Raw genomic sequence first — 11494 nt, forward strand, 5'->3', positions numbered from 1 at the left:
TTATCTTCTCCTCCCTCCGCGCAGCTTGGCCTTCTTGACCAGACCTTCGTACTGGTGGGCCAACAGATGCCCCTGAATCTGGGACACCGTATCCATGGTCACACTGACCACGATGAGCAGCGATGTCCCTCCGAAATAGAACGGAAGCGAGGCGTAGGAAATCAGCAGTTCGGGGAAGAGGCAAACCGCCGCAATGTAGGCCGCCCCCACCACCGTGATGCGCGTGAGCACATAATCGATGTACTCGGCGGTCCGTTCACCCGGACGGATGCCGGGAATGAAGCCACCGTGCTTCTTCAGGTTGTCCGCCGTCTCCACCGGATTGAACACGATCGCGGTGTAGAAGAAGCAGAAGAACACAATCAGCAGCACATAGAGCACCATATAGGCCGGTCGGCCGTGCCCGATGTGGGTGGTGATGGTCTGCAGCCATTCCGGTCCCGATCCCTGCAGGAAGCTGGCGATGGTGGTCGGGATCAGCAGCAGGGACGAGGCGAAGATCGGCGGGATGACGCCCGAGGTGTTCAGCTTCAAGGGCAGGTGCGAGGACTGGCCCTCATAGATGCGGTTGCCCACCTGGCGCTTGGGATACTGGATCAGCAGCCGGCGCTGGGCCCGCTCCATGAACACGATGAACGCGATGACCACCACGGCCAGCACCAGCGCCGCCAAAATCAGCGGCGTGGAGATGGCGCCCTCCCGGCCCAGCTGAAGGGTGCGCACGAACGCCCCCGGCAGTTCCGCGACGATGCCGCCGAAGATGATCAGCGATGTGCCGTTGCCGATGCCGCGCGAGGTGATCTGCTCACCCAGCCACATCAGGAACATGGTGCCGCCGGTGAGGGTGATCACCGTGGTGATTCGGAAGAACCAGCCGGGATCGGCCACCACGCTGCCCGAGCCTTCCAGGCCCACCGCGATACCGTAAGCCTGGAAAACGGCCAGGACCACGGTGAGGTAGCGGGTGTACTGGTTGAGCTGCTTGCGGCCCGCCTCGCCTTCCTTCTTCAGCGCCTCCAGCGTCGGCGAGACGCTGGTCAGCAGCTGGATGATGATGGAGGCCGAGATGTACGGCATGATGTTCAGGGCGAAGATGGCCATGCGCTCCACGGCGCCGCCCGAGAACATGTTGAAGAGGCCGATGATCCCCTGCTGCGCGTTCTTGAACACGTCAGCCAGCGCGTCCGGATTGATTCCGGGCATGGGGATGTAGGTGCCCAGCCGATAGACGATGAGCGCGCCGAGAGTGAACCAGATGCGCTTCTTGAGCTCCTCGGCCTTGCCGAGGGCTCCGAAATTGAGGTTCGCCGCGAGTTGTTCCGCCGCCGAGACCATGCCTTGCTCCGCTGGACGCCGCCCGGTTTGGGGCAGCCCTTATATGAGGGCGCGATTCGCGGGTGCCTAGTGCGCGGATCCGATCAATGCGGATCGACAGGCGTTTTCTTGCCGATGGTTCGGGATCCCAACCGCGGCCGAGCCAGGACGCCTGTGCGTCCACCCACCCCGGGTCGAAAATCCTTCCCGCATCCGGCGGCACCGGAGCATCGCCCGGAAATGCAGATACCCGGCCTTGGGCCAGGTTGCTAGAGCCGGATCGTCAGGTTGACGCAACCTGCATGCTAATCCGTCCCCAAACGCGAGATCGCGGGAGGATTGAGGCGAGACGACGCACCCTGGTCCCCATGCGAAAAACGGCCGGGCGCGCCCGGCCGCTTGTTCAAACCGATGCGACCGGACAAGCCGGCCGCCCGGATCACTCCGCTTCGGCGATGGCTGGAGCCGCCAGAACCGTCACGGAGCCACCGGCCTTCTCCACCGCGGCGACGGCGGACTTGGTGGCATAGGCCACTTCCAGCGTCACCTTGGCAGACAGCTCGCCGGTGCCGAGCACGCGGACACCGTCCTTGGCCCGGCGCAGCACGCCGGCGGCAACCAGGGCCGCCTCGGTCACCGGCTGGCCGGCATCGAGCTTGCCGGCTTCGACGGCCGCCTGGATCTTACCCAGGGAGACCTCGTTGTAGTCGAGGCGGAAGATGTTGTGGAAGCCACGCTTCGGCAGACGCCGATGCAGCGGCATCTGGCCACCCTCGAACCCCTTGATGGCCACGCCGGTCCGGGCCTTCTGGCCCTTCACGCCGCGACCGGCGGTCTTGCCCTTGCCGGAACCGATGCCCCGACCCACCCGCATGCGCTTCTTGCGAGCGCCGGGGTTGTCCCTGATGTCTTCGAGATTCATGTCCCGCTCCTCACTCGACCACGCGGACGAGGTGGGCGACCTTCGCGATCATGCCGCGCACGGCCGGGGTATCCTTGAGGGTGGAGCGGCGATGCCGCTTGTTCAGCCCGAGCCCGACCAAGGTTGCTTCCTGGTCGAACGGGCGGCGGATCGGCGAGCCGATCTGCTCCACGGTGACTGTCTTGTCGCTCATGATGGCGCGCTCCTAATCCGACGCTCAGTCCGTCGCTTCCGCGTCTTCGACGCGGCGGCGGGACTGGAGCTGCGACACCTTGATGCCGCGACGGGCCGCGACCGAGCGCGGGCTGTCCTGGTTCTTGAGGGCGTCGAACGTGGCGCGCACCATGTTGTAGGGGTTGGAAGACCCGAAGGACTTCGCCACCACATCGTGCATGCCGAGGGTCTCGAACACCGCGCGCATCGGGCCGCCGGCGATGATGCCGGTACCCGCCGGGGCGGCGCGCAGGATCACCTTGCCGGCGCCATGGTGACCATGCACGTCGTGGTGCAGGGTCCGGCCTTCGCGCAGGGGCACGCGGATGAGCGCACGCTTGGCGCTCTCCGTGGCCTTGCGGATGGCCTCGGGCACTTCACGGGCCTTGCCGTGGCCGAAGCCGACGCGGCCCTTCTGGTCACCCACAACCACCAGGGCGGCGAAACCGAAGCGACGGCCGCCCTTCACCACCTTCGCGACACGGTTGATGTGGACCAGCTTGTCCACAAACGTGTTGTCGCGATCTTCGCGCTCGTGGCGCTGTTCCCGTTCACGGGCCATATTCGCGTGTCCTTCGCGTCAGAACTGAAGGCCGCCTTCGCGGGCGCCCTCAGCGAGCGCCTTGACGCGCCCATGAAAGATGTATGCGCCGCGGTCGAAGACGACCGCAGTCACGCCCTTCGCCAGCGCCCGCTCGGCCACCAGCTTGCCGATGGTCTTCGCCGCGTCGGTATCCGCACCCGTCTTCAGCGACGTGCGCAGATCCTTCTCAAGGCTGGACGCGGCGGCGAGGGTCTCGCCGTTCGCATCATCGATGACCTGCGCATAGATGTGCTGCGAGGTCCGGTGCACCGACAGGCGCGGACGTCCGTTCGCAGCGACGCGAATCGCACGGCGCACCTTGGCCTTGCGGCGCGCCAGCGCCTCCAAATCCTTAGCCATGGTTCGCCTCCGTTACTTCTTCTTACCTTCCTTGCGGAAGATGAATTCACCGGCGTACTTGACGCCCTTGCCCTTGTAAGGCTCGGGGCCGCGGAACTCGCGGATCTCTGCCGCCACCTGACCCACCTTCTGGCGGTCGATGCCGGAGATGACCACTTCGGTGGGCTTGGGCGTGACGATCTGGATCCCTTCCGGGATCGCGTAGATCACGTCGTGGCTGTAACCCAGCGAAAGGTTCAGGTTCTTGCCCTGCACCGCCGCCTTGTAGCCGACGCCCGTGATCTCCAGCTTCTTCTCGAAGCCCTTGGTCACGCCTTCCACCAGGTTCGCCACCAGGGTGCGGGACATGCCCCACATGGCCTTGTGGCGGGTGGTCTCACCGTTCATGGACACCTTGAGCTCGGAGCCTTCGATCTTGGCCGCGATCTCTTCCACGAGGGTCACTTCGAGGGCACCCTTGGGGCCCTTTACCTTCACCGTCTGTCCGTCCAGGCTGGCGGTCACGCCAGCGGGGATGGCGACGGGCAGCTTGCCGATCTTCGACATGTCTTCCTCCGTCGCGTCAGAACACGGTGCAGAGCACTTCGCCGCCAACATTCTTGTCGCGGGCTTCGTGGTCCGCCATCACGCCCTGGGGCGTGGAGACGACCGCGATGCCGAGACCGTTGGCAACTCGGGGCAGATTCTTGACCGACGCATACACGCGGCGGCCGGGCTTCGACACGCGGGCGATCTCGCGGATCACCGGGACGCCGTCGAAATACTTGAGCTCGATCTCGAACTCGGTGCGGCCATTGCCGTGATCGGTCGCCGTGAAGCCGCGGATATAGCCCTCGCTGCGCAGAACTTCGAGAACGCTCGCACGCAGGCGGGAGCCGGGCGTGGAGGTCTTGTCCTTGCGGCGCATCTGGGCGTTGCGGATGCGGGTGATCAGATCGCCGATGGGATCAGTTACAGCCATCGTTCCCTCCTCACCAGCTCGACTTCACGAGGCCAGGAACCATGCCCTGGTTGCCCAGCTCGCGCAGCGCGATACGGCTCATCTTGAGCTTGCGGTAGAAGGCGCGCGGACGGCCCGTCACCTCGCAGCGGTTGCGGATACGAATCTTCGCGCCGTTGCGCGGCATTTCCGCCAGCTTGAGGGTCGCCTGGAAGCGCTCCTCGATCGGCAGCGTCTTGTCATTCACGATCGCCTTCAGACGCGCGCGCTTCGCCGCATGGCCGGTGGCCAGCTTGCGGCGGCGCTCGTTCGTCTCGATCGCGCTCTTCTTCGCCATCTTTTGCTCCTGTTCTCCGCGTCTGAGGCAGCTCAAAGCCCCTCACGGCCGGAAAATCACGCTGTCACTAGTCGCTTCACCCTCCCGCCAGGGCGGAAAGGCCGGGCGCCCCGCTTGCGCGAAGCGCCCCTTCTAGACGCTCACTGACGGAAAGGGAAATTAAACGCCTTCAGAAGGGCGCGGGCTTCCTCATCCGTCTTGGCCGTGGTGCACACGATGATGTCCATGCCCCAGATCTGCTCGACGCGGTCGTAGTTGATCTCGGGGAACACGATGTGCTCCTTGACGCCCATGGCGTAGTTGCCACGGCCATCGAAGCTCTTCGGGTTCAGGCCGCGGAAGTCCCGCACGCGCGGCAGCGCGATGCTGACCAGACGGTCCATGAACTCGTACATGCGCGCCTTCCGAAGGGTGACCTTCGCGCCGACCGGCTGGTTCTCGCGCAGCTTGAAGTTCGAGATCGCCTTGCGTGCCCGGGTGATGACCGGCTTCTGGCCGGCGATCTGCGCCAGGTCGGCAGCGGCGGTGGTCACCTTCTTGGTGTCCGCAGTGGCTTCGCCCACGCCCATGTTGATGACGATCTTGTCGATCGTCGGCACTTCCATGGGGTTCTTGTAGCCGAACTGCTCGATCATCTTCGGCCGCACCACTTCATCATAGAAGGTGCGCAGCTTCGGGGTGTAAGTCGCCTCAGCCATCGATCCTCTCCCCGGAACGCTTGGCCACGCGGACCTTGGTCCCGTCTTCCAGCACCTGGAAGCCGACGCGGGTCGGCTTGCCGTCCTTGGGGTCGGCAACGGCGACGTTCGACAGCTGGATGGGAGCCTCCTTGGAGATGATCCCGCCCTCCTGGTTCGCCGTCTGGCGCTGGTGGCGCTTGACGATATTGACGCCGCGGACGAGCGCACGCTCTTCCTTCGGCATCACCTGGATAACCTCGCCGGTGCGCCCCTTGTCGCGGCCGGTGAGGACGACGACCTTGTCGCCCTTCTTGATCTTCGCGGCCATCACAGCACCTCCGGCGCCAGCGAGATGATCTTCATGTGGTTCTTCGAGCGCAGCTCGCGCGGAACCGGTCCGAAGATACGAGTGCCCACCGGCTCCTTGTTGTTGTTGATCAGCACGGCCGCGTTGCGGTCGAAGCGGATCACCGAGCCGTCGACGCGACGAATGTCCTTGGCGGTGCGAACCACCACGGCCTTCATCACGTCGCCCTTCTTCACGCGGCCGCGCGGGATAGCTTCCTTGACCGACACCACGATGATGTCGCCCACGTGGGCATACTTCCGCTTGGAACCGCCAAGTACCTTGATGCACATGACGCGACGCGCACCGGAATTGTCCGCCACGTCGAGATTGGTCTGCATCTGGATCATGACGCACCTGTTCTCGTCATCCGGCGCCGCCGGCGCGCCGGCATTGCCTTAACCCTTGTTTACCGTGGCCGCTCATCGGAACACGGTGCTGCCGCGGTGCGGTCTCCACTCGGCTCTTATCGAGACGACGGACCCGGCACCGGAGCCTTCTCCGTCCGGACGATCCATCCGGACGGAAAATCTTCTATCAGACCTCGGCGCGCTTTTCGCCCTGGATCACGATCCAGTTCTTGAGCTTGGAGATCGGCCGGTGCTCCTCGATCCACACCGTATCTCCCACCTTCCAGGCGTTAGCCTCGTCGTGGGCGTGATACTTCTTGGACCGGCGCACGGTCTTCTTCAGCAGCGGGTGAGTGAAGCGGCGCTCCACCCGGACCACCACGGTCTTGTCAGTCTTGTCGCTCACCACGACGCCCTGGAGCACGCGCTTCGGCATCGCTTCCTCACTTCGCCTTCTGCACCGGCGCACCGGTACGCTTGTCGGTCTGCACGGTCTTGATCCGCGCGATGTCGCGGCGGATCTGCTTGGACCGCGCGGTGTTCTCCAGCTGACCCGTCGCCTTCTGGAAGCGCAGGTTGAACTGTTCCTTCTTCAGCTTCAGCAGCTCATCGGCGAGCTGATCGGGGCTGAGGGCCCGAACGTCCTCGGCTTTCATGAGCCTCTCCTCACTCGGCGATGCGCTGGATGAAGCGCGTCTTGATGGGCAGCTTGGCCGCAGCGAGGGTCAGCGCCTCGCGGGCGGTCTCAACGCTCACGCCGTCGATCTCGAACATGATGCGGCCGGGCTTGATGCGGGCCGCCCAATACTCGGGCGCGCCCTTGCCCTTGCCCATGCGCACTTCCGTGGGCTTGGCAGAGACCGGCACGTCCGGGAACACGCGGATCCACACGCGACCGGCACGCTTCATGTGACGGGTGAGCGCGCGGCGGGCCGCCTCGATCTGGCGGGCGGTGACACGCTCCGGCTCGACGGCCTTGAGGCCGAACTCGCCGAAGTTCAGTTCCGTGCCGCCCTTGGCGACGCCGTGGATGCGTCCCTTGAACTGCTTGCGGAACTTGGTGCGCTTGGGTTGCAGCATGGCTTAAACGCCTTCTCTCTCGGCAGCCGTTCAGGCGCGGTGGCCGCGATCGCGGTCGCCGCGATCGCCACGCTCGCGGTCGCCGCGCTCACGCCGCTGGGGACGCGAGGAGGGACCGGCTTCCTGCTCGGCCTGGCGCTTGTCCTGCGCCATGGGATCGTGCTCGAGGATCTCGCCCTTGAAGACCCACACCTTGACACCGCAGGTGCCGTAGGTGGTGAAGGCCGTGGCGGTGCCGTAGTCCACGTCCGCACGCAGGGTGTGCAGCGGCACGCGGCCTTCGCGGTACCATTCAAGGCGCGCGATCTCAGCGCCGCCGAGGCGGCCCGAGCAATTGATGCGGATGCCTTCGGCACCGAGACGCATGGCAGACTGCACCGCGCGCTTCATGGCCCGGCGGAACGCCACGCGGCGCTCGAGCTGCTGGGCGATGGATTCGGCGACGAGACGGGCGTCGATCTCGGGCTTGCGGATCTCGACGATGTTGATGAAGACCTCCGAGGAGGTCATCTCCGACACCTTCTTGCGCAGCTTGTCGATGTCCGCGCCCTTCTTGCCGATGACCACACCGGGACGACCGGAGTAGATGGTCACGCGGCACTTCTTGTGCGGACGCTCGATCACCACCTTGGACACAGCCGCCTGCTTGAGCTGCTTGAACAGCATCTCGCGGATCTTGATGTCCTCGTGGAGCAGCTTGCCGTATTCGCCCTTGTTGGCGAACCAGCGGCTGTCCCACGTGCGGTTGATGCCGAGCCGGAGCCCGACCGGATTGACCTTCTGACCCATCAGGCCCGCTCCTCGACTTCCCGCACCACAATGGTGATGTGGGAGAAGGGCTTCTCGATGCGCGAGGCGCGACCGCGCGCCCGCGGCGAGAACCGCTTCATCACCAGACCCTTGCCCACGTGCGCCTCGGCGACGACCAGGTCGTCGACATCGAGCTCGTGGTTGTTCTCGGCGTTGGCGATCGCGCTCTCGAGGCACTTCCGCACGTCGCGGGCGATCCGCTTGTGGGAGAACTCGAGATCGGCGAGGGCCGTGGCCACCTTCTTGCCGCGGATCAGGCCCGCGACCAGGTTGAGCTTCTGGGGGGAGATGCGCAGATTGCGCAGCACCGCCTTGGCTTCGTTGTCCGCGAGCGCGCGGGGCTTTGCCTGCTTACCCATGACCGATCACCGCCGCTTCGACTTCTTGTCGGCCGCGTGTCCGTAGTAGGTACGGGTCGGCGCGAACTCGCCGAACTTGTGGCCGATCATTTCCTCGGAGACGTTCACGGGCACGTGCTTGTGGCCGTTGTAGACGCCGAAGGTTAAGCCCACAAATTGGGGCAGGATGGTGGAGCGCCGGCTCCAGATCTTGATAACGTCGCGGCGACCCGAGCCAGAAGCGGCTTCCGCCTTCTTCAGGAGGTAGCCGTCGACGAACGGGCCCTTCCAAACAGACCGTGTCATGTGTCAGGCCCTCACTTCTTCCGCTTGTGGCGGCTGGACACGATGAACTTGTCCGTCGCCTTGTTGTTGCGGGTCTTCTTGCCCTTGGTGGGGAAGCCCCAGGGGGTGACCGGGTTACGGCCACCCGAGGTGCGGCCTTCGCCGCCGCCGTGCGGATGGTCGACCGGGTTCATGGTCACGCCGCGGTTATGCGGCTTGCGACCCAGCCACCGGTTACGCCCGGCCTTGCCGAGCGAGATGTTCATGTGGTCGGGGTTGGAGACCGCGCCCACAGTGGCGTAGCACGCCCCGAGAACGAGGCGCTGCTCACCCGAATTCAGGCGAACGATCACATAGCCCTGATCGCGGCCGACGATCTGCGCGTAGGTGCCGGCGGACCGGGCAATCTGGCCGCCCTTGCCCACCTTCAGCTCCACGTTGTGGACGATGGTGCCCACCGGCAGCGAGGACAGCGGACCGGCATTGCCCGGCTTCACGTCCACCTGCTCGCCGGCGATCACCTGGTCGCCCACCGCCAGGCGCTGCGGCGCCAGGATGTAGGCCAGGTCGCCGTCCTCATACTTGATGAGGGCGATGAAGGCCGAGCGGTTCGGATCATATTCGATCCGATCCACCACCGCCGGGACGCCGCGCTTGGTGCGCTTGAAATCCACCAGGCGATAGGTCTGCTTGTGACCACCGCCGCGGAAGCGGACGGTGATGCGGCCGTTATTGTTGCGGCCGCCCGAGGAGCTCTTGCCCTCGGTCAGCGTCTTCACCGGCTTGCCCTTGTAGAGGCCGGAGCGGTCCACGATCACGAGCTGGCGAAGGCTCGGCGTGACCGGCTTGAAATGCTTCAGCGCCATGGTCTTGTCCCGTTCCCCTCAGCTCTCAGAGGCCCGTGGTGATGTCGATCTTCTGGCCCTCTTCGAGGGTCACGACCGCTTTCTTGACGTCGCTCTGGACGCCCTTGCGGCCCTTGAAGATCTTCACCTTGCCCTTGCGGACCAGCGTATTCACGCTCTTCACCTTCACGTCGAACAGCTTTTCCACGGCCTCCTTGATGGCAGGCTTGGTGGCAGTCTTGGCGACGTTGAAAACAACCTTGTTGTGCTCGCTCGCCGCCGTCGCCTTCTCGGTGATGACGGGGGAACGGATCACGTCGTAATGACGCGGCTCGATGGTGCGTTGCGGGCTCATTTGAAGCGCGCCTCCAGCGCGTCCACGGCGGCCTTGGTCAGGACCAGGGTGTCGCGGCGCAGGATGTCATAGACGTTGATGCCCTGGATCGGGAGCACGTCCACATAGGGCAGGTTGCGCGCCGCGAGCGCCACATTCTGCTCCACCTGGGCACCGTCCACGATCAGGACCGATTCGAGACCCAGCTTGGCGAAGTGCTCCTTGAGCGCCTTCGTCTTGGGATCGTCAAGGGAGACCTTGTCGAGCACGATGATCTGCGCCGCCTTGGCCTTCGAAGACAGGGCATGCTTCAGGGCAAGCGCGCGCACCTTCTTCGGCAGGTCGATGGCGTGGGAGCGCACGACCGGACCGAAGGCACGACCACCGCCGCGGAACTGCGGAGCGGAGGCGGCGCCGTGACGGGCGTTGCCGGTGCCCTTCTGCTTGTACATCTTCTTGGACGTGCGGTTGATCTCCGAACGGCCCTTGGTGCGGTGGGTGCCGGCCTGACGGCGCGACAGCTGCCAGGTCACGCACCGGTGCAGGATGTCCGCCCGCGGCTCGAGACCGAAGATCTCGTCCGACAGGGTCACGGAACCGGCCTCGATGCCGTCGAGCGTCTTGACGGTGATTTCCATCACGCGCCCTCCTCATTGACGGCTTCGGCGGCGGGAGCCGCTTCGGACCCGTTCAGCTTGAACGCGCCGGGCTTGGGAGCCTCGGCAGGCAGCTTCTTCTTCACCGCGTCGCGCACGGTGATCCAGCCGCCCGCGTGGCCGGGAACGGCGCCTTCGACGGCGATGAGGCCGCGCTCGACGTCGGTCATGACGACCTTGAGGTTCTGGGTGGTGACGGTGACGTCACCCATGTGGCCAGGCATCTTCTTGTTCTTGAAGGTCTTGCCCGGGTCCTGACGGCCGCCGGTCGAACCGATCGAACGATGCGAGATGGACACGCCGTGGGTGGCGCGAAGACCACCGAAATTGTGGCGCTTCATGCCGCCGGCAAAGCCCTTGCCGATGGTGGTGCCGGTGACGTCCACGTACTGGCCCACGACGAAGTGGTCAGCCGTGATCTCGGCGCCGACCGGGATCAGCGCCTCTTCCGGCACGCGGAACTCGGCGAGCTTGTGCTTGGGCTCAACCTGGGCAACCGCGAAGTGGCCGCGCTCGGCGCGGGTCACATTCTTGGGCTTGCGACGGCCAGCGCCAAGCTGGACCGCGACATAACCGTTCTTGTCGAGCGTACGGTGGGCAACCACCTGGCAGCTCTCAACTTTCAGCACAGTGACCGGCACGTGCTCACCGGCATCGGTGAAGATGCGGGTCATGCCGACCTTCTGGGCGATGACGCCTGACCGCATGGTCGTGTCTCCTCGCCTCACTTCAGAGCTTGATTTCGACGTCGACGCCAGCGGCGAGGTCGAGCTTCATCAGCGCGTCCACGGTCTGGGGAGTCGGATCGACGATATCGAGCAACCGCTTGTGAGTACGCATCTCAAACTGCTCGCGCGACTTCTTGTCGATGTGCGGAGAGCGATTGACGGTGAACTTCTCGATCCGCGTCGGCAGCGGAATCGGGCCGCGCACCTGCGCACCCGTGCGCTTGGCCGTGGCGACGATCTCGCGCGTCGACGCATCGAGGATGCGGTGATCGAACGCCTTCAGGCGAATTCGAATGTTCTGGCCGTTCATGGCTCAAAGGCTCCGGGGAATGAAGGACGCGCGCGTTCCGCGGCGCGTCCCCGTTTTTCTTGT

The 11494-nt window shown here is 65.0% G+C and carries 22 protein-coding genes; all 22 read right to left on the minus strand.

Annotation, left to right across the window (positions count from 1 at the left end; all coding sequences use genetic code 11):
* Window positions 1-1335 carry a preprotein translocase subunit SecY gene (gene secY / locus V5F66_RS07295; RefSeq protein WP_012116749.1) on the minus strand — a complete coding sequence of 445 codons (1335 nt, stop codon included), beginning with the start codon at window positions 1333-1335 and terminating at the stop codon, window positions 1-3.
* Between the two features lie 418 nt (window positions 1336-1753).
* The gene (rplO, locus tag V5F66_RS07300; RefSeq protein WP_394052989.1) at window positions 1754-2236 is read right to left on the minus strand and encodes a 50S ribosomal protein L15; all 483 of its coding nucleotides are present in this window, start codon (window positions 2234-2236) and stop codon (window positions 1754-1756) included.
* Between the two features lie 10 nt (window positions 2237-2246).
* Window positions 2247-2429, minus strand: a complete 183-nt coding sequence (gene rpmD, locus V5F66_RS07305) for a 50S ribosomal protein L30 (protein ID WP_012116751.1) — start codon at window positions 2427-2429, stop codon at window positions 2247-2249.
* 24 nt (window positions 2430-2453) lie between these two features.
* Complete coding sequence (gene rpsE, locus V5F66_RS07310; RefSeq protein ID WP_012116752.1) at window positions 2454-3011, minus strand: 30S ribosomal protein S5; 558 nt, start codon at window positions 3009-3011, stop codon at window positions 2454-2456.
* Window positions 3012-3029: 18 nt separating this feature from the next.
* Window positions 3030-3392, minus strand: a complete 363-nt coding sequence (gene rplR, locus V5F66_RS07315; RefSeq protein ID WP_012116753.1) for a 50S ribosomal protein L18 — start codon at window positions 3390-3392, stop codon at window positions 3030-3032.
* A 12-nt stretch (window positions 3393-3404) separates the two neighbouring features.
* A complete protein-coding gene (gene rplF, locus V5F66_RS07320) occupies window positions 3405-3938 on the minus strand; it encodes a 50S ribosomal protein L6 (RefSeq protein WP_012116754.1) in 534 nt (177 codons plus the stop codon).
* 16 nt (window positions 3939-3954) lie between these two features.
* On the minus strand, window positions 3955-4353 hold the full coding sequence (gene rpsH / locus V5F66_RS07325; RefSeq protein ID WP_012116755.1) for a 30S ribosomal protein S8: 399 nt from the start codon (window positions 4351-4353) through the stop codon (window positions 3955-3957).
* 10 nt (window positions 4354-4363) lie between these two features.
* Window positions 4364-4669 (minus strand): 30S ribosomal protein S14, encoded by a 306-nt coding sequence (gene rpsN, locus V5F66_RS07330; RefSeq protein WP_012116756.1) that lies wholly within the window; start codon window positions 4667-4669, stop codon window positions 4364-4366.
* A gap of 140 nt (window positions 4670-4809) precedes the next feature.
* Window positions 4810-5367: a 50S ribosomal protein L5 gene (gene rplE, locus V5F66_RS07335; RefSeq protein WP_012116757.1), complete on the minus strand. Its 558-nt coding sequence runs from the start codon at window positions 5365-5367 to the stop codon at window positions 4810-4812.
* Window positions 5360-5677, minus strand: coding sequence for a 50S ribosomal protein L24 (rplX, locus tag V5F66_RS07340; RefSeq protein WP_012116758.1), 318 nt, complete (start codon window positions 5675-5677; stop codon window positions 5360-5362). Before rplX ends, rplE begins: the two co-directional genes overlap by 8 nt.
* Window positions 5677-6045 carry a 50S ribosomal protein L14 gene (rplN, locus tag V5F66_RS07345; protein WP_138398138.1) on the minus strand — a complete coding sequence of 123 codons (369 nt, stop codon included), beginning with the start codon at window positions 6043-6045 and terminating at the stop codon, window positions 5677-5679. The genes rplX and rplN overlap by 1 nt, the downstream gene beginning before the upstream one ends.
* 187 nt (window positions 6046-6232) lie before the next feature.
* The gene (gene rpsQ, locus V5F66_RS07350; protein WP_012113711.1) at window positions 6233-6481 is read right to left on the minus strand and encodes a 30S ribosomal protein S17; all 249 of its coding nucleotides are present in this window, start codon (window positions 6479-6481) and stop codon (window positions 6233-6235) included.
* A gap of 7 nt (window positions 6482-6488) precedes the next feature.
* Window positions 6489-6701 carry a 50S ribosomal protein L29 gene (gene rpmC, locus V5F66_RS07355; protein ID WP_012113710.1) on the minus strand — a complete coding sequence of 71 codons (213 nt, stop codon included), beginning with the start codon at window positions 6699-6701 and terminating at the stop codon, window positions 6489-6491.
* A gap of 10 nt (window positions 6702-6711) precedes the next feature.
* Complete coding sequence (rplP, locus tag V5F66_RS07360) at window positions 6712-7125, minus strand: 50S ribosomal protein L16 (protein ID WP_012113709.1); 414 nt, start codon at window positions 7123-7125, stop codon at window positions 6712-6714.
* Between the two features lie 30 nt (window positions 7126-7155).
* Entirely contained in the window at window positions 7156-7914 is a 759-nt protein-coding gene (gene rpsC, locus V5F66_RS07365) for a 30S ribosomal protein S3 (RefSeq protein WP_012113708.1), read from the minus strand.
* Window positions 7914-8294, minus strand: a complete 381-nt coding sequence (rplV, locus tag V5F66_RS07370) for a 50S ribosomal protein L22 (protein WP_012113707.1) — start codon at window positions 8292-8294, stop codon at window positions 7914-7916. Before rplV ends, rpsC begins: the two co-directional genes overlap by 1 nt.
* 6 nt (window positions 8295-8300) lie before the next feature.
* Window positions 8301-8579 (minus strand): 30S ribosomal protein S19, encoded by a 279-nt coding sequence (rpsS, locus tag V5F66_RS07375; RefSeq protein WP_012113706.1) that lies wholly within the window; start codon window positions 8577-8579, stop codon window positions 8301-8303.
* Window positions 8580-8590: 11 nt separating this feature from the next.
* On the minus strand, window positions 8591-9424 hold the full coding sequence (gene rplB, locus V5F66_RS07380) for a 50S ribosomal protein L2 (RefSeq protein WP_012113705.1): 834 nt from the start codon (window positions 9422-9424) through the stop codon (window positions 8591-8593).
* A gap of 25 nt (window positions 9425-9449) precedes the next feature.
* Window positions 9450-9758 carry a 50S ribosomal protein L23 gene (locus V5F66_RS07385; RefSeq protein WP_012113704.1) on the minus strand — a complete coding sequence of 103 codons (309 nt, stop codon included), beginning with the start codon at window positions 9756-9758 and terminating at the stop codon, window positions 9450-9452.
* On the minus strand, window positions 9755-10375 hold the full coding sequence (gene rplD, locus V5F66_RS07390) for a 50S ribosomal protein L4 (protein WP_012113703.1): 621 nt from the start codon (window positions 10373-10375) through the stop codon (window positions 9755-9757). The genes V5F66_RS07385 and rplD overlap by 4 nt, the downstream gene beginning before the upstream one ends.
* Entirely contained in the window at window positions 10375-11100 is a 726-nt protein-coding gene (rplC, locus tag V5F66_RS07395) for a 50S ribosomal protein L3 (RefSeq protein ID WP_012113702.1), read from the minus strand. The genes rplD and rplC overlap by 1 nt, the downstream gene beginning before the upstream one ends.
* Window positions 11101-11122: 22 nt before the next feature.
* Window positions 11123-11431, minus strand: coding sequence for a 30S ribosomal protein S10 (rpsJ, locus tag V5F66_RS07400; RefSeq protein ID WP_012113701.1), 309 nt, complete (start codon window positions 11429-11431; stop codon window positions 11123-11125).
* Window positions 11432-11494: the final 63 nt, after the last annotated feature.

This window comes from Xanthobacter versatilis, from assembly GCF_043193975.1.
Taxonomy (GTDB): domain Bacteria; phylum Pseudomonadota; class Alphaproteobacteria; order Rhizobiales; family Xanthobacteraceae; genus Xanthobacter; species Xanthobacter autotrophicus_E.

Coding starts and splice junctions, on each gene's coding strand:
- rpsQ (WP_012113711.1), bottom strand. CDS start 6,481: ATGCCGAAGCGCGTGCTCCAGGGCGTCGTGGTGAGCGACAAGACTGAC.
- rplC (WP_012113702.1), bottom strand. CDS start 11,100: ATGCGGTCAGGCGTCATCGCCCAGAAGGTCGGCATGACCCGCATCTTC.
- rplP (WP_012113709.1), bottom strand. CDS start 7,125: ATGCTGCAACCCAAGCGCACCAAGTTCCGCAAGCAGTTCAAGGGACGC.
- rpmC (WP_012113710.1), bottom strand. CDS start 6,701: ATGAAAGCCGAGGACGTTCGGGCCCTCAGCCCCGATCAGCTCGCCGAT.
- rpsH (WP_012116755.1), bottom strand. CDS start 4,353: ATGGCTGTAACTGATCCCATCGGCGATCTGATCACCCGCATCCGCAAC.
- rplD (WP_012113703.1), bottom strand. CDS start 10,375: ATGGAAATCACCGTCAAGACGCTCGACGGCATCGAGGCCGGTTCCGTG.
- rplV (WP_012113707.1), bottom strand. CDS start 8,294: ATGGGTAAGCAGGCAAAGCCCCGCGCGCTCGCGGACAACGAAGCCAAG.
- rplO (WP_394052989.1), bottom strand. CDS start 2,236: ATGAATCTCGAAGACATCAGGGACAACCCCGGCGCTCGCAAGAAGCGC.
- rpsC (WP_012113708.1), bottom strand. CDS start 7,914: ATGGGTCAGAAGGTCAATCCGGTCGGGCTCCGGCTCGGCATCAACCGC.
- rpsS (WP_012113706.1), bottom strand. CDS start 8,579: ATGACACGGTCTGTTTGGAAGGGCCCGTTCGTCGACGGCTACCTCCTG.
- rplF (WP_012116754.1), bottom strand. CDS start 3,938: ATGTCGAAGATCGGCAAGCTGCCCGTCGCCATCCCCGCTGGCGTGACC.
- secY (WP_012116749.1), bottom strand. CDS start 1,335: ATGGTCTCGGCGGCGGAACAACTCGCGGCGAACCTCAATTTCGGAGCC.
- V5F66_RS07385 (WP_012113704.1), bottom strand. CDS start 9,758: ATGAGCCCGCAACGCACCATCGAGCCGCGTCATTACGACGTGATCCGT.
- rplR (WP_012116753.1), bottom strand. CDS start 3,392: ATGGCTAAGGATTTGGAGGCGCTGGCGCGCCGCAAGGCCAAGGTGCGC.
- rplX (WP_012116758.1), bottom strand. CDS start 5,677: ATGGCCGCGAAGATCAAGAAGGGCGACAAGGTCGTCGTCCTCACCGGC.
- rplB (WP_012113705.1), bottom strand. CDS start 9,424: ATGGCGCTGAAGCATTTCAAGCCGGTCACGCCGAGCCTTCGCCAGCTC.
- rpsJ (WP_012113701.1), bottom strand. CDS start 11,431: ATGAACGGCCAGAACATTCGAATTCGCCTGAAGGCGTTCGATCACCGC.
- rplN (WP_138398138.1), bottom strand. CDS start 6,045: ATGATCCAGATGCAGACCAATCTCGACGTGGCGGACAATTCCGGTGCG.
- rpmD (WP_012116751.1), bottom strand. CDS start 2,429: ATGAGCGACAAGACAGTCACCGTGGAGCAGATCGGCTCGCCGATCCGC.
- rpsE (WP_012116752.1), bottom strand. CDS start 3,011: ATGGCCCGTGAACGGGAACAGCGCCACGAGCGCGAAGATCGCGACAAC.
- rpsN (WP_012116756.1), bottom strand. CDS start 4,669: ATGGCGAAGAAGAGCGCGATCGAGACGAACGAGCGCCGCCGCAAGCTG.
- rplE (WP_012116757.1), bottom strand. CDS start 5,367: ATGGCTGAGGCGACTTACACCCCGAAGCTGCGCACCTTCTATGATGAA.